Raw genomic sequence first — 15,409 nt, 5'->3', positions numbered from 1 at the left:
ACTTACGTTGCCTGCCGTGACGGACTTCCTGACCCAGCTCCCGGTGCGCACGGCGGTACCGATCGAACGGCACAGCCTGCTCTCCGACCGCCGTGCCCTCGCTCTGGTCACGCCGGACGCGGACGTGACGTGGCTGTGCCAGCCCGCACCGGACTCACCTGCATTGTTCGCCAAACTCCTCGGCGGGGAAGGTCATTTCTCGATCAGGCCCCGAAAAGACCAACTGCCGCTGGGCCAACGGTATGCACCCGGCTGCATGACCGTGCAGACGCGCTGGACCGGTCTGCAGGTGACGGACCGGCTCGCCGGCGGTCTCGTCCGCGAGGTCGACGGAAGGGTGCCCGCGGTCGTGGAGTTCGCGCCACGTCCAGAATTTGGCCAGTTCCCGGTGCGGCTGGAGCTCACCGCCGACGGACTTCGTGTGGCGGGCACACCGATCGAGCTGCGTTCACCCGGTGTGGACTGGCAGATCGAGGACGGCACGGCCACCGCGGTGATCATCCCACCTGTCGTGCTCGAACTGGAGTGGGGCGCCCAACCGTCCGAAGAGGACTGGGTCGAATGGGTGGAGGCGTTGCGCCTGCCCGCCGCTCACCGCGAGCTCCTCCGAAGATCCGCTCTTACGTTGCGAGCGTTGTGTCACCGCGACACCGGTGCCGTGCTCGCCGCCGCAACGACCTCGCTGCCTGAACAGATCGGCGGCATCCGCAACTGGGACTACCGCTACTGCTGGCTGCGCGACGCCGCCCTCACCGTGCAGGCGTTGGTGTCACTGGGATCGACGAACGAGGCAAGCGCTTTCGTCGACTGGCTGCACGGCGTGCTCGCCACCGTCGCGGGGCCCGAACACCTGAACCCGCTGTACACGGTCCGCGGCACGACCCTCGGCCCGGAAGTGGTGATCGACAGCCTGCCCGGCTACGCGGGCTCGGGCCCGGTGCGCGTCGGAAACCTCGCCGACCAGCAGGTCCAGCTCGACGTGTTCGGCCCGATCGCCGACCTCGTCCACGACCTCGCACTGGCCCGCGGCACCCTCGCCGACCGCGACTGGGAGGTCGTCACCGCGATGGTCCGCGCCGTGACGCTCGCCTGGAACGAACCGGACCACGGCATCTGGGAGGAACGCGACCTGCCGCGCCACCGCGTGTACTCCCGCGTGATGTGCTGGCAGACGCTCGACCGCGCCATCGCACTGGGCACCCGTTTCGGCCGATCCGCCGACCCCGGCTGGCTCGCGTTGCGCGACACCATCGCCGACGACGTGCTCACCCGCGGCTGGAACCCCGGGGTCGGTGCCTTCACCACGGCCTACGACGGCACCGACCTCGACGCCGCGTCCCTGCACGTCGGCCTGTCCGGGCTGCTCGACCCGTCCGACGAACGATTCCACGCCACCGTGGTCGCGGTCGAGGACGTCCTGCGCAGCGGCCCCACCGTGTACCGCTACCTGCGCGACGACGGCCTGCCCGGCGACGAGGGCGGCTTCCACCTCTGCACGACGTGGCTGATCGAGGCGTACCTGAAAGTCGGCCGTCGCGCGGACGCGGAGGAGTTGTTCGAGAGCTTCGTGAGGCTCGCGGGACCGACGGGACTGCTGCCGGAGGAGTACGACCCGATCGCCGAACGCTCGTTGGGCAACCACCCGCAGGCCTACTCGCACCTGGGCCTGATCCGCTGCGCTCGCCTTCTCGATCAGGGGTGACCGTGCCACAGCCGCCACGCACGCGGGCTCGCCGGCTCGTGGTGGCTGTCGGCCTCGGAGAACCGCAACCGGACGCGCGCCCCGCCCAGCCGTCCGCGTTCGAGGTGGATCGTCCCGCCCGTCGCCTCGGCGGCGGCGCGGGCGATGTCCAGCCCGAGCCCGGTCGACCCGCCACCGCTGCTGCCGCGGTGCAACGCCGAGGACGGGTCGGCCACCCCGGTGCCGCCGTCCTCGACCACCAGCGTCACCCACCCGGCGTGCCGGACGACCGACACCCCGACGGGCGCGGCGGCGGGGGTGTGCCGGAAGACGTTCTCCAGCAACGCGTCCACGACCGCCCCCAGCGCGTCGGGTGACAACGGCACCCAGCACGGCTCGCCGACGTCGATCTCGCACACCCGTCCTTGATCGGCGGCGTGCGCGGACCAGAACGCCATCCGGGCTTCCACCACGGACGCCACGTCGCACGTGCTCGTGGACTCGCCCTCCGCGGGTTGCAGGGCCTGGATGATCCGGTCGACGTCGTGTCCCAGCGTGCTGACAGCACTGCGGATCCGGTCGGCGACGGGCCCCGACCCCACCGCGTCGGCGTCCAGCCGCAAGGCCGCCAGCGGCGTGCGCAACCGGTGCGACACGTCCGCGATCATCTCGCGCTCCTTGGCGAGCAGCTGCGAAGTGCGCTCCGAGGCCGCGTCGATCGACTCCGCCAGCGCTTCCAGCTCGCGCGGCCCGCGCAACCGCACGCGCCGCCCGGTCGACGAGGCGAGCACCCGCAGAGCCTCGATCACGGGGGTGAACGGCCGATGCCCCAGCCACACCGCCACCCCCAGCGTCACCGCCGCGACGCCCAGAACCACGAACACGGCGCCGTAAGGGAACGGCACGGTCGCCGGCACCACCGACACCGTCGCCCCGCCGACGGACACCACCGGGGACCCGCCACCCGCACCGAGCCGCGTGCCGTTCGCGAGGACCACGGACAGCCGCCCCTGGGCCCCCGCCGTCGTGCGCGCGATCGTGCCGCGGACGACGTCGGCGTCGGACGACACCGCGAGCACACCGGCGACCACGGCCGCGTCCCGCTGATCAGCCGCCCGCGCACTGGACGATGCTTGCGAGTACAGCAGAAACCCAGCCGTGGCCAGGAAAACGACCGTCACCAACCCTGCGGCGAGCAGCAACGCGCGGGTGACGACCGATCTCATTCCGGCGCCGCCAGCTTGAACCCCACGCCGCGGACGGTGTGCAGATAACGGGGATGCGCCGCCGTCTCCCCGAGCTTGCGCCGCAGCCACGACGCATGGACGTCGATCGTCTTGTCGTCACCCACGTACGGATGCCCCCACACGGCCTGAATGAGCTCCCGCCGCGAAATGACGCGCCCCGGCCGTTGCGCGAGATACGCCAGCAGGTCGAACTCGCGCCTGCTCAACGCGAGCGGGCAGTCACCGAGCGTTGCCGACCGTTGCGCCAGATCGACGCTGAGGTCACCCACGACGACAACCTCGGAGGGAGCGGCGGAACCACCCGTGCGGCGCAACAGGGCGTTGATCCGCGCCGCGAGGTGTTCGGAGGAGAACGGCTTCACGATGTAGTCGTCCGCACCCGCGTTCAACGTGCTCACCACGGAGTTCTCGGCGCCTCTCGCGGTGGCCACGATGACCGGCACGTTGCTGACCCCGCGCAGCATCCGCAGGGCGGCCACACCGTCCAGATCAGGCAGCCCGAGATCGAGAATCACCAGGTCCAGCTCGTTCGTGCCCGCTTCGCGCAACGCGGCGACCGCGGTGCCGACGGCCTGCACGACGTGCCCGAGGTCGGTCAGCGCGTGCACGAGCGCCGCCTGCACCACCGGGTCGTCCTCGACCACCAGCACCTTCGACATGTACGCAGGGTAAGCAGCGAACCCGCCGGATGGGAGGGGTGTTGCGAGCTTATCGAGATCGTGTTTCGTCCTTAAATCTCCCTTAGGGCGGCCGGGCCTACGGTCTGCAATCACACCGAACCAGGGAGTTGGCGTGGCAGAAGTCGTTCTCACGGGCCTGGGCAAGGCCTACGGTGACGGCACCCGTGCGGTCACCGACCTCAACCTCGACATCCGCGACGGGGAGTTCCTGGTGCTCGTCGGCCCGTCGGGCTGCGGCAAGACGACGGCACTGCGGATGATCGCGGGGCTCGAGCAGATCACCGAGGGCACCATCCGCATCGGCGAGCAGGTCGTCAACGACGTCCCGTCACGTGACCGCGACGTGGCGATGGTGTTCCAGTCGTACGCGCTCTACCCGCACCTGAACGTGTACGACAACATCGCGTTCGGCCTCACGTTGCGCAAGCTGGCCAAGTCCGAGATCGACCACCGGGTCCGCGAGGTGGCCGAGGTCCTCGAACTGACCGAGCACCTCGACCGCAAGCCCCGCAACCTCTCCGGCGGTCAGCGGCAGCGCGTCGCGATGGGCCGGGCCATCGTGCGGGCGCCCCAGGCATTCCTGATGGACGAGCCGCTGTCCAATCTGGACGCCAAGCTGCGGGTGCAGATGCGGGCGCAGATCGCCCGCATCCAGCGTGAGATCGGCGTGACGACCGTGTACGTCACCCACGACCAGACCGAGGCCATGACGCTCGGCGACCGCGTGGCCGTCATGCGCCGCGGTGTGCTGCAACAGGTCGGGCCGCCGCAGGAGCTCTACGACCGTCCGGTGAACCTGTTCGTGGCCGGGTTCATCGGCTCGCCGGGCATGAACCTCGTGTCCGCGCGGCTGGAGGAGAACGACGGCCGCTTCTGGGTGTCGCTCAATTCGGACGCCCTGCTGCTGCCGGAGTCCGTGCTGCGCCAACGTCCGGCGCTGCGGCAGTACGTCGGCCGCGACGTCGTGGTCGGCATCCGGCCCGAGGACATGGAGGACACGGCCCTGGCCGACGCCCGCGAGGGCGAGATTCTGCACTCCGTCGCCGACCTCGTCGAGGCCATGGGCTCGGACGTCCTCGTGCACTTCCCGGTCGACGTGCCGCCCGTGGTCACCGACGACACCCGTGAGCTCGCGCAGGACGCCGGCACCGACGACCTGCCCAAGACCAGCAAGGGGACCGTCCTGGTAGGACGGTTCAGCCCGCGCACCCGCATCTACGAAGGACAACCCGTCGCCGCCTGGGTGGACACCTCCCGGCTGCACTTCTTCGACCCGGCCACCGGGTCCTCGATCTGGAAGTAGAGGAGACGCTTCGATGAGGAAGCAGTTCATCGCGTTGCTCGCGCTCGCCGCAGCCGCAGGAACGGGTGCGTGCTCGGGAGGTGCGGCGGGAACCAGCGCCCAGGACCTCAAGGGCCAGACCGTCGAGGTGGTCGGCCCCTGGACCGGTGACGAGCAGAAGAACTTCGAGAAGGTGCTGGCGGAGTTCACGTCGAAGACCGGCGCCGAGGTGAAGTACACACCCGCCGGCGACGAGCTGCCCACGGTGCTGCAGACCAGAATCTCGGGCGGCACACCACCGAACGTCGCCTTGATCGCCCAGCCCGGACTCGTCGCCCAGTTCGCCAAGGCCAACGCGTTGAAGCCCGTGAACGCGGACGTCGAGAAGGCCGTCACCGACCACAACGCGGCGGTGTGGAAGAAGCTCGGCAGCGTCGACGGCAAGCTCTACGGCTTCACCTTCAAGACCGCCAACAAGTCCGCGTTCTGGTACAGCGAGAAGGCCTTCAAGCAGGTCGGCGCGACCCCGCCGGCGACGTGGGACGACCTGGTCAAGACCAGCAAGGCGATCTCCGAGACCGGTCTGGCCGCGGTGGCGGTCGGCGGCGCGGACGGCTGGACGCTCACCGACTGGTTCGAGAACGTCTACCTGCGCACCGCGGGCCCCGAGAACTACGACAAGCTCGCGAAGCACGAGATCCCGTGGACCGATCCCAGCGTGCGCAAGGCGTTGGAGGAACTGGCGAAGCTGTGGGGCGAGCCGACGCTCGTCGCCGGTGGCGCGCTGCAGACCGAGTTCCCCAAGTCGGTGATCAACGTCTTCGGTGAGCCCCCGACGGCCGCGATGGTGTTCGAGGCGGACTTCGTCGCCAGCGTGATCTCCACGAACACCAAGGCGAAGGTCGGCCAGGACGCCAAGTTCTTCCCGTTCCCGTCGGTCGCGGGCAGCAAGGACGCGGTCGTCGCCGGCGGTGACATGGCCGTGCAGTTCAAGGACGACAAGGCGACCACCGAGCTGATGAAGTTCCTCGCCTCGCCGGAGTCCGGTCAGATCTGGGCGGGTCTCGGCGGGTTCCTCTCGCCCAACAAGGACATCCCGTCCTCCGCCTACCCCGACGACGTGACCAAGGACCTCGCCAAGCGGGTCGTCGACGCGGGCGACAACGTCCGGTTCGACATGTCCGACCTCGCGCCCGCCGCGTTCGGCGGCACGAAGGGGGCGGGGGAGTGGAAGGACCTCCAGGACTTCCTCGCCGACCCGAAGAACGTCGACGGCATCATGCAGCGGCTGGAAGCCAACGCCGTCAAGGCCTACGGCAAATGAGGCTTCGGACGAACGTGGACGCCGCGCCGGGGCGCTCGCCCCGGCAGGCGATCCCGTTCCTGCTGCCCGCGCTGGTCGTGCTCGCGGCGCTCGTGCTGTACCCGTTGGTGTACTCGCTGATCCGCAGCTTCTTCGACGCCAGGGGTGACGAGTTCGTCGGCCTGAGCAACTACGTCGACACGTTCACCGACCCGCGCACGCTCACCGCGTTCCGCAACAACGTGATCTGGGTGGTGGTCGCCCCGGCGGCCGTCACCGGCCTGGGCCTGATCTTCGCCGTGCTCACCGAACGCATCAGGTGGGCCACCGCGTTCCGGCTGGTGCTGTTCATGCCGATGGCGATCTCGCTGTTCGCCTCCGGCATCATCTTCCGGCTCGTCTACGAGGAAGACCCGAACCAGGGCATCGTCAACGCGGCCGCGGTCGGCGTGCACGACGTGTTCAGCCCCGCCTCGCAGTACCCGGGCGCCCGGCCGCGTGAGGGTTACGCCGCAACGGAAGCGGGCTTCACCGCGGCGCGGCCCTCCCGGGCGGGCGAGGTGATCACGTTGCCGCTCATCGGTTTCTCCCCGCAGGACGTGCCCGCGCAGGCACTCCCGGCGTCCGTGCCGAGCGCGGGCGACGGCGAACTGCGCGGCGTGGTGTGGCTCGACGTGTCAGTCGGCGGCAAGGCCGGATCGGTCGACCCGACGGAGCGCGGCCTGCCGGGCGTCGCGGTGGAGGCCGTGCGAGAGGGGAAGGTCGTCGCCCGCACGACGACCGGCGACGACGGCAGGTTCACGTTCCCCGACCTGGCGAGGGGTGAGGTCGTGGTGCGCCTGCCGTCGTCGAACTTCACGCTGCCGTTCCGCGGTCTGACGTGGCTCGGGCCGTCGCTGATCACCCCGGTGATCATCTCGTCCTGGATCTGGATCATGACCGGGTTCGCGATCACGTTCATCGCCGCGGGACTCTCGGCGATTCCCCGTGACGCGCTGGAGGCCGCGCGGGTCGACGGCGCGACGGAGTGGCAGGTCTTCCGCCGCGTCACCATCCCGTTGCTGTCGCCGGTGCTGCTCGTGGTCTTCGTGACGCTGGTGATCAACGTGCTGAAGATCTTCGAGCTGGTCTTCGTCATCGCGCCGGGTTCCGTGCAGGAGGAGGCCAACGTGCTGGCCCTGCAGATGTGGCAGGTCTCGTTCGGCACCGGCGGTGACCAGGGTGCCGGCAGTGCGCTCGCGGTGATCCTGTTCCTGCTGGTCGCCCCCGCGATGTTGTTCAACATCCGCAGATTCCGACGGGAGCGGTCGTGACACTGGTAGCCGAAGAGGTCCGCATCGACGTGCCGGTGTCCGGCGCGCCGCGGCGAGGAGTGGTGTCGCGGGCGGTCGGGCGGCTCGGCAACGGGTTCGTGCAGGTGCTGCTCGCGGTGGTGGCGGTGTTCTGGCTGGTTCCGGTGTTCGGCCTGCTGATCGCGTCGTTGCGCGACGAGGCGGCCAACACCTCGAGCGGCTGGTGGACCGTGTTCACCAAACCCGCCGAGCTGACACTGGACAACTACGCCGAGCTCGTCGCGAACCAGGCGGTGTGGCAGTCGTTCCTCAACACCTTCTACATCGCGGTTCCCGCCACGGCCCTGGTCGTCGTCATGGCGTCGTTGGCCTCGTACGCGTTGTCGTGGATCGACTTCCCCGGCCGCGAGACGCTCACCGTGGTGGTGGTCGGGCTGCTGGTGATGCCGATCCAGGTCGCGCTGATCCCGGTGGCGAAGCTGTTCGGCGCGTTCGGCCTGTTCGGCACGATCACCGGCGTCGTGCTGTTCCACGTGGCGTTCGGCCTGCCGTTCGCCATCTTCCTGCTGCGCAACTTCTTCACGGGCATCCCGCGCGACCTGATCGAGGCCGCAAGGATGGACGGCGCGACGGAGTGGGTGATCTTCAAGCGGGTCGTGCTGCCGGTGGCCAAGCCGGCGATCGCGTCGCTGACGATCTTTCAGTTCCTCTGGGTGTGGAACGACCTGCTGGTGGCGCTGGTGTTCGCGGACCAGGACTCGGCGCCGATCACCGTGGCGCTGCGGGCCCAGCTGCGCCAGTTCGGCACCAACATCGACATGCTGTCGACGGGCGCGTTCCTGTCGATGATCGTGCCGCTGGCGGTGTTCCTGCTGTTCCAGAAGTACTTCGTGCAGGGGGTGCTGGCGGGATCGACGAAGTGACCGTCAGCCGAGTGCGGTGATCAACGCCGCGGCCGTCCCGCGCACCGCGGGCGTGTCGTAGCGGTCGCACTCGGCCAGCGCCCGCACCCGGAACTCCCTGGCCTGCGCGGAATCCCCGGCGGCGTCCGCCAGGTCGGCCAGCCGCGCCATGATCTCCACGCGCTGGTCGGACAGCCGTGCCTCGTCCAGTGCCGCCAGCAGCTGGTCGCGTGCCTCGTCGAACCGTCCGGCGTCCATCAGCAGCAGGCCACGGTGGTGCCGTACCCGCGCTACTCCGGCGGTGGTGCCGTGTTCGCGGAACAGCGACTCCGCCTCGTCGAGCAACTCCAGCGCGGCCGGGACGTCGCCCGTGGCCGCCACGCTCGTGGCGAGCCGGATCAGCAGCATCGACAGCAGTTCGTCGTCGCCGCCGACCTTGCGGTGCTGGTCCACGCTGCGCTGCTGCACCTCCACGGCCTCGTCGAGCTCGCCGGCGGTGCGCAGCATCAGGCCGAGCAACGAGAGCGCCAGGTTCTCGCCGATCAGGTAACCGGCGCGCTCGAACAGCTCGACGGACCGGCGTCCGAGCCGCACGGCCTTCTCCGGTTCGCCGACCCGCCGCCGGATCGCCGAGCCGTAGTACCAGGTCCAGGCTTCGGTGACGGTGTCGTCGAGCGGGACCGCCGCCGCCTCCTCGTGCACGGCCAGCGCCTCGTGCGGCTGCCCGCACAACGCGTACAGCGCCCACGACAGGTAGTTCAGCTGCTCCGCGGCGTCCCTCGCGTTGCCCAGCCACCGTGCCGCGTCCGCACCCGCGCCGAAGACCTCGCGCCACAGCTCGCCGACGCCGTGCATGTCCGAGTACCAGTGCATCGCCTGTGCCAGCGCGAGAACGCGCTCGTGTTCGTTCGCCGCCACCGCCGAACGCAGTGCGCCACGCCAGTTCTCCAGCTCCAGCTCGAGCCACCGGGCCGCGGACTCCTTGTCGCGCACCGGACCCGCGCTCTCGGCCGGCACGTCGTGGTCGAAGAACCGCGCGGCCCTGGTGGCGACGTCGAGCAGCCAGTGCCGCAGCCGCGTCCGCAGTTCGGCGACGACGTCCGGGTCCTCGTCCAGTTCCAGGCGTTCGGCGGCGAACACGTGCAGCAGGTCGTGGCGCGTGTACCGGCCGGGCGTCTCGCCGATGCCGAGCAGGCTCGCGTCGGCGAGCTCCTCCAACGCCTCCTGGGGGAGGTCGGTGAGCACCGCGGCGACGTCCTCGCTCGTGTCCGGTCCGGGGATCAGCGCGAGCCTGCGGAACAACGACGCCGCACCGGCACTCAGCTGGTGGTAGGAGATCTCGAACGCCGCGCGCACCTGGAGGTCTCCGGCGCGCAGCACGGACAGCCTGCGCCGTTCGTCCTCCAGCTGCTCCGCGAGGTGACCGACCGTCCACTGTGGTCTGCTCGCCAGCCGGTGGCCCGCGATGAGCAACGCGAGCGGCAGGCCGCCGCACAGCTCCGCGACCCGGACGGCCGCCTCGGTCTCCTCCGCCAGGCGTTCGGGGCCCGCGACGATGCGCAGCAGGGCGACGGAACGGTCCAGCGGCAACAGGTCCAGTGCCAGCCGGTGCCGCGCGTCGAGGCCGGTGAGGGTTCTTCGGCTGGTCACGAGCACCAGCGTGCCGGGGCTGGACGCGAGCAGCGGCCGCACCTGCGCCTCGTTCGCGGCGTTGTCCAGCACCAGCAACACCGTCCGGTCACGCAACTGAGACCGGTACAGCGACAGCTTGTCGTCCGGGTCGGAGGGGATCTGCCGTTCGTCCACACCGAACGAGCGCAGCAGCCGGTGCGCGGCCCGGTCCGGGCTCAGCGGTTCGGTGTCGGTGCCGCGCAGGTCGAGGAACACGCAGCCGTCGGCGAACCGCGCGCCCAGCCGGTGTCCCGCGTCGACTGCGAGCGCGGTCTTGCCGGCACCGGGAGCACCGTTGATCACCGCGATCTGCAACCGCGACGACGACGCCGCGTCCTCGGCGAATCCCTCCAGGACCTGCCGCTCGGCCTCCCTGCCGGTGAGCTCGATGAGCACCGGCGGCAGCGACGAGGACGGCGCGGTGAACGGGAAGTCCGGCCGCTCCTGCGCCGCGGACACCCTGCTCGCGCGGGCGAGCGCGGTGAACTCCGCCGCCTCGTCCTCGGACAGCCCGAGCCCCCGCACGAGCAGTTGCACGGTGCGGAACTGCGGGCTGAGCGTGCGGCCGCGTTCCATGTCGCTGATCGCCCGCGTGCTCAGCCCGGTGTGTTCCGCGAGCTCTTCCTGGGTCAGCGGAACACGGGAACGGTAGAAACGAAGAAAGTCCCCGAACGCTGTTGTGCTCACCCTTGCGCCCCCTGTCCGCTCAAGCACGTCATGCGTATGAAGAGACGTCTGACGAAGCCCGTCGTTGCAGGCAAGAGCAATTCTGCCGGTAGTTCTGCCGGTTGTTCAGCAAGGTGAACACGTTCGAGTGTCAATAATTTCGAAAGCGTGTCCATCGCTTCACCGATGCGGACGACCGACGAAGTTCCGCACAAACTGATTCGTCTCGCGAAAAGCCACCGGGTTGCCGGTGCGCTGTGGTCTGCCGCGCTGGTGTGGCTGCTCGTGACCTGGTCCGGTCACTACCCGATCGACCTGGACGTGTACCGCCTCGGCGGCCTCGCCTGGCTCGAGGGCAGGCCGCTGTACGTCGGTTTCACCGGTCCGCCGCTCGACCCGCAGCTCCCGTTCACGTACCCGCCGATCGCCGCGGTGATGTTCAGCGGGTTGACCATCGTGCCGCAGAGCGCGCACACCCTGCTGATGGTGGCGTTCGGTTTCATCGCGCTGACCGCGGTGTGCGTGGTGGTGGCGGGCAAGGTGCGTCCCGATCTCAGGTGGACGGCCGGCCTGCTCGCCGCGATCGGCGCGCTGGCGCTGGACCCGGTGTGGGGGACGTTCGGCTACGGCCAGGTCAACCTGTTCCTGCTGGCCCTGGTGGTGACCGACTGCCTGCTGGTGACGGACCGGCGCTTCCGCGGTGTGCTGGTCGGCGTCGCCGCGGCGATCAAGCTGACGCCCGCGATCTTCGTGCTGTACTTCCTCGTCAAACGCGACTGGCGGGCGGCGATCAAGTCCGCGGCCACGTTCATGGGCCTCGCCGTCGTTGGTTTCCTCATCGCGCCAAGGGATTCGGTGCAGTACTGGTTCCACTCGCTGCTGAACCCCGACCGGATCGGCGACATGTCGTTGTCGACGAACCAGTCGATCCGCGGGCTCGTGCGCGACCTGGGCCTGGCGCCGGGCGTCGAAACGCTGCTGTGGGCGGCACTGGCCGCGGCGGTGGTGGCGCTCGCGGTGTTCGTGGCCCGGCGCACCCGCGACGACCTGGTGGCGTTGTTCGTGATCGCGGCCGCCGGACTGCTGGCCTCACCGGTGTCGTGGCTGCACCACTGGGTGTGGTGCGTGCCGGTGCTGGTGTTCCTCGCCCTGCGCGGCACCGCCTGGCCCGCGTTCGCCGCGGTGTTCCTGGTGTTCGTGACGCGGCTGCACGAGTTCGACACCTTCGTGTGGCTGACCGTGGCGGCGCTGGGCGTGCTCGCGGTGCGCGCGGTCAGTCCACAAGAGCGCGCAACACCGACTGTTCTCCCCGCTGCAGCGCGTTGACGTGATCGGCGAGGTTGAACGCGTCGCTCAGCGTCGATCCGCCGTCGAGCATCTCGACGACCTCGTGCTCGGTGTTCTTGACGGCCAGCGCGGCGTCGAGAACGGCCCCGGCCCGCTGCGGGTCCAGCACGACGAGACCTTCGGCGTCGCCGAGCACCAGGTCACCGGGACTGACCACGACTCCACCGCACATCACCGGAACCTGCAGTTCCCCGAGCTGTGACGCCGTGCCCGCGCGCGGCGTGACGAACCGGCTGTAGACGGGGAGCTCGCAGCCCGCGACGTAGGACATGTCCCGGTAGCCGCCGTCCACGACGATGCCGCCGAGCCCCCGCACCAACGCCGCCCTCGCGAACATCTCGCCACCGAGCGCGGTCTCGCGCGCCCCGCCGTCGACGACGATCACCGCGCCGGCTTCGGCGGTCTCGACCGCGCGCAGCACCGCGAGGAAGTCCTCCCGGCAGCGCACGGTGAACGCGGGCCCGAAGACGCGCGTCGTCGCGGACCTCGGGCGGATCGCGCTGTGCAGAACCCGCGTGGTGCGGTCGGCGTCGCAGATGGCGGTCGTGTCGACGGCGAGGAACCGTTCGAGCAGATCGTTCACGGGCGCGATCCCCTTGCCTCGGTGGGTGCGTGCTCTGACATCCGGTACTCGGCCGGGCGCTGGAACGGCGTACGACATCGTAGTCACTGCAACGCCCCCACGGGTCGCAAGCTCTACATAGGACGTTCAGATGACTGAAATGGCCGTTCACGCGGATGGAGCAAGCGGATCGTGTTGTTGAGACAGCCGCACGTCAAGAAGCTCTACCGGCGGGTGGAGGTGGCTCCGGACAACGACGGAGTGGTGCTGGTTCATCTGCGATGAGCCCGCGCCGGGACGAGTCCGTCGTCAGATTGTCCCGCAGCGCGAGGTGGCGGAACTCGTAGACCGCGCCGCTCTGGCGCAACACCGCCCGATCACAGGCCTCGTCGAGGAACGCGTTCAACCTCCAAGGCAGGCGCCTGGTCAGCGGGAGCCAGAACCTCACGATCACGACCCAGCGACCCCAGGCGGTCTCGCTGAGCGCGAAGAGGATCGTGACGGCGAACGCCATCTCCGCGGCGCGCCGGACGTCGAAGAGTCCCAGGGTCGGCACGCTCGCGGCGAGGCCGCACACCACCGACCGGACGAGGGCGCACTTGCGGTCGTCGGCGATCATCTCGATCGGGCAGGGCGCCGATCTGGTGTTGACGGACCTGCTGAGGATTCTGGGCCGCAGGACGGCGACCACGTAGATCAAGGTGCCGGTGAGGCAGCTCGCCAACCCGATCGCGGCACCGGCGGCAAGCGACTTCAGTGCGGCGATCAGGCCGAGCCCGGCGCCGACCACCCCACCGAACAGGAGCCCCTCGACGAACTTTCCCCGCACACCCCTCAAGGCTTCCTGCTTCAGCGCGACCGCGAGATCTCGCACCTGGAAGTACGCTTGCGCAGGCGGAAGCGACCGCGCTGCGATGTACACGAACCGCGCTGTGCACGCCGCCGTCAGCACGAGCGCGGCCTCGAAGCTGAACAGGCAACCGAAGACGGCCGCGAAGATCGCGACGTAGAGAACCGTCGCGGTGACGGGGGCGACGCCGTTGCTCAGGCGCCACCAGGCGATCTCTTGGTGGCGGCTGCCGGCGAGGTGCGTCAACCACCTCTTCGCGTCGTCCGCCGTGTACCGTCCGGCGATCCGGGCCCCGGCCGAGCGCCGGCGCGGCGGCTGGCGGAACGCAGCCGGCAGGAACGCGTCGAGCAGGTGCGTTCGGACCGCCTCAGGCGACCGGAAGACGTCGGTGTCGAGCAGCTCCTTGGGGTTCTTGTCCGGGGCGTCGCTGTAGATGGTGCGGGCGAGCCCGACCATCAGAGGTGTCGACAGGACCGCCGCCAGGTTCTCCGCGGCTTCGTCGGTCGGGTGTTCGCGCAGCTCGGTGAGCACCGCGTCCCAGTCCGATCCACCCGCGGGCGCCGATCGTTGTGCCGCGGTTCGGGGAAGGTATGCGGCCACATCGCTCGGCTTCAGTTCGGACATCTCGATCGCAGCGGCAGCCGAGAGCACGTCGGCCGACCGGACCGTCGCGGCGAACTCGTCTCGCCTGCTCGCGAGGACCAGCGGCATCTGGTTGCGGTTCAACGCCTCCAGCGCCGCGGCGTGCAGTCCGGCAGCCATCTCGTCGAAGCCGTCGAGCACCGGAAGGATCTTGCGCCGGTCCACGAGTTCGGCGGCGAGGTTTTCCGTCCTGATCCCCGTCTTGCACAGCCACGGGTGGTCCCGCACGAGTTGGTCGACGAGCCAGCCGCGGAACGACGTCGTGCCAGGGTTCCACGAAATCAGGTTGAACATGACCGGGACGGGCTCGGTCACCCGGCGGCAGGTCAACAGGTCCAGCACCAGGTTCAGCAGGAGTACCGACTTGCCGGAACCGGCGGCACCGAGAACCACGAGCCTGCCCGAGGGGACGCGCCGGTAGATCTCGCTGATCTTGCCCAGCTCTCCGGCCAGGTTGAGCGCACCACCGGCCTTCCCGCTCGGCAGCCTGCGGATGTTGGACCAGTGGTCGATCAGGCTCTCACACGCGTTCTTCCACCTCAGGGTCAGCGGGAACGGGTCGTGCAGACGCCGGCGTTCCTCTTCGAAACGCCACTGGGTCGTGACCGTCTCACGGAGCCTGTCGGCCACGTCCTGCAGACGATCGCGGTCACTCGTCTCGTCCGTGTGCGGAGATGGCGCGTGCCGCACCTCAAGCACGACAGCACCGAGCACTAGCAGGAGAAGCGCACCCCACACGAGTGGATCTGACCAGGCGGGCAGCTGGACCGTCTCAGTTGCGAGATTGACCACCACCGCGATTACAACTGTGACAACCACTCCTGTTGCCACGCTGGGCCGACGCACGGCCGTTCCCCCCTCTTCCGTCGCGATGAGCGAAATGCCGAACCTGGTGTCACTCCCAGGTTGTTCGCGCTCTCGGATGGTCGCGGAGGTGCTGGAGGGTCGCTGGAAGGCCGTGGCCGATCGCCACGGCGTGAAGTGCCCTTGCCAAGGTGGAGCGTCCTGTTCTCGAAGGACGACACGGGTGCGGCAGGCGGAGGTGTCGTCGTGCTGGAGCCGGGTGGTGCGAGGAACGGGGGCCTGTCCTGGCTCGTGCTGTGGCGCTCCGGGGCGGACACCGTGGCGTGGCACGTTAGGCCCAACGTGTCAGGGCGTATCACCCGAACGAGATCAGCATGACGGATAGCGACTGACGCCCGTGGTCGGTGACGCGACCAACTCGGCGAACGGTTTGTTTCGCGCGCCGAATGGAAGAATTCCAAGTCTCCAGGTGATCAGTAG

The 15,409-nt window shown here is 69.4% G+C and carries 10 protein-coding genes and 1 pseudogene; 6 read left to right on the top strand and 5 right to left on the bottom strand.

Annotated features, from left to right (window positions below):
• Positions 1-52 precede the first annotated feature (52 nt).
• Positions 53-1,702 (top strand): annotated as a pseudogene (locus AOM45_RS05790) (glycoside hydrolase family 15 protein); the annotation flags it as partial.
• Here AOM45_RS05790 and AOM45_RS05785 read toward each other — a convergent pair.
• Together AOM45_RS05785 and AOM45_RS05780 are read right to left on the bottom strand one after the other, a co-directional pair.
• A complete protein-coding gene (locus AOM45_RS05785; protein ID WP_030470672.1) occupies positions 1,693-2,907 on the bottom strand; it encodes a sensor histidine kinase in 1,215 nt (404 codons plus the stop codon). The pseudogene AOM45_RS05790 and the gene AOM45_RS05785 sit on opposite strands and share 10 nt — an antisense overlap.
• Complete coding sequence (locus tag AOM45_RS05780) at positions 2,904-3,587, bottom strand: response regulator transcription factor (RefSeq protein WP_030470673.1); 684 nt, start codon at positions 3,585-3,587, stop codon at positions 2,904-2,906. The genes AOM45_RS05785 and AOM45_RS05780 overlap by 4 nt, the downstream gene beginning before the upstream one ends.
• 133 nt (positions 3,588-3,720) lie before the next feature.
• Between AOM45_RS05780 and AOM45_RS05775 the strand changes: the two genes are divergently transcribed.
• Genes AOM45_RS05775 through AOM45_RS05760 form a run of 4 tightly spaced genes read left to right on the top strand, consistent with a single transcriptional unit; the run spans position 3,721 to position 8,408 of the window.
• Positions 3,721-4,911 carry an ABC transporter ATP-binding protein gene (locus AOM45_RS05775; RefSeq protein ID WP_030470674.1) on the top strand — a complete coding sequence of 397 codons (1,191 nt, stop codon included), beginning with the start codon at positions 3,721-3,723 and terminating at the stop codon, positions 4,909-4,911.
• Between the two features lie 13 nt (positions 4,912-4,924).
• Complete coding sequence (locus AOM45_RS05770) at positions 4,925-6,214, top strand: ABC transporter substrate-binding protein (RefSeq protein ID WP_030470675.1); 1,290 nt, start codon at positions 4,925-4,927, stop codon at positions 6,212-6,214.
• Positions 6,211-7,506: an ABC transporter permease gene (locus tag AOM45_RS05765; protein ID WP_030470676.1), complete on the top strand. Its 1,296-nt coding sequence runs from the start codon at positions 6,211-6,213 to the stop codon at positions 7,504-7,506. The genes AOM45_RS05770 and AOM45_RS05765 overlap by 4 nt, the downstream gene beginning before the upstream one ends.
• The gene (locus AOM45_RS05760; protein WP_035912116.1) at positions 7,503-8,408 is read left to right on the top strand and encodes a carbohydrate ABC transporter permease; all 906 of its coding nucleotides are present in this window, start codon (positions 7,503-7,505) and stop codon (positions 8,406-8,408) included. Before AOM45_RS05765 ends, AOM45_RS05760 begins: the two co-directional genes overlap by 4 nt.
• Before the next feature lie 3 nt (positions 8,409-8,411).
• On the opposite strand, the gene AOM45_RS05755 is transcribed toward AOM45_RS05760, so the two are convergent.
• Positions 8,412-10,745, bottom strand: a complete 2,334-nt coding sequence (locus tag AOM45_RS05755; protein ID WP_030470678.1) for an ATP-binding protein — start codon at positions 10,743-10,745, stop codon at positions 8,412-8,414.
• Positions 10,746-10,892: 147 nt separating this feature from the next.
• Here AOM45_RS05755 and AOM45_RS05750 point away from each other — a divergent pair, with 147 nt between their 5' ends.
• A complete protein-coding gene (locus AOM45_RS05750; protein WP_051784229.1) occupies positions 10,893-12,050 on the top strand; it encodes a glycosyltransferase 87 family protein in 1,158 nt (385 codons plus the stop codon).
• Here the strand turns inward: AOM45_RS05750 and AOM45_RS05745 are convergent.
• Positions 11,998-12,654 carry an RraA family protein gene (locus AOM45_RS05745; protein ID WP_201779896.1) on the bottom strand — a complete coding sequence of 219 codons (657 nt, stop codon included), beginning with the start codon at positions 12,652-12,654 and terminating at the stop codon, positions 11,998-12,000. The two genes, AOM45_RS05750 and AOM45_RS05745, sit on opposite strands and share 53 nt — an antisense overlap.
• A 193-nt stretch (positions 12,655-12,847) precedes the next feature.
• Positions 12,848-14,755 (bottom strand): NACHT domain-containing protein, encoded by a 1,908-nt coding sequence (locus AOM45_RS50595; protein WP_156094148.1) that lies wholly within the window; start codon positions 14,753-14,755, stop codon positions 12,848-12,850.
• Between the last annotated feature and the right edge of the window lie 654 nt (positions 14,756-15,409).

This window comes from Lentzea aerocolonigenes (assembly GCF_000974445.1).
In the GTDB taxonomy this organism is placed as follows: Bacteria; Actinomycetota; Actinomycetes; order Mycobacteriales; family Pseudonocardiaceae; genus Lentzea; species Lentzea aerocolonigenes.
This window is presented reverse-complemented; position numbering and strand designations above follow the sequence as displayed.

Excerpts from the sequence above, each read along its gene's own strand:
- AOM45_RS05785 (WP_030470672.1), bottom strand. The coding sequence starts at position 2,907 with ATGAGATCGGTCGTCACCCGCGCGTTGCTGCTCGCCGCAGGGTTGGTG.
- AOM45_RS05780 (WP_030470673.1), bottom strand. The coding sequence starts at position 3,587 with ATGTCGAAGGTGCTGGTGGTCGAGGACGACCCGGTGGTGCAGGCGGCG.
- AOM45_RS05770 (WP_030470675.1), top strand. The coding sequence starts at position 4,925 with ATGAGGAAGCAGTTCATCGCGTTGCTCGCGCTCGCCGCAGCCGCAGGA.
- AOM45_RS05765 (WP_030470676.1), top strand. The coding sequence starts at position 6,211 with ATGAGGCTTCGGACGAACGTGGACGCCGCGCCGGGGCGCTCGCCCCGG.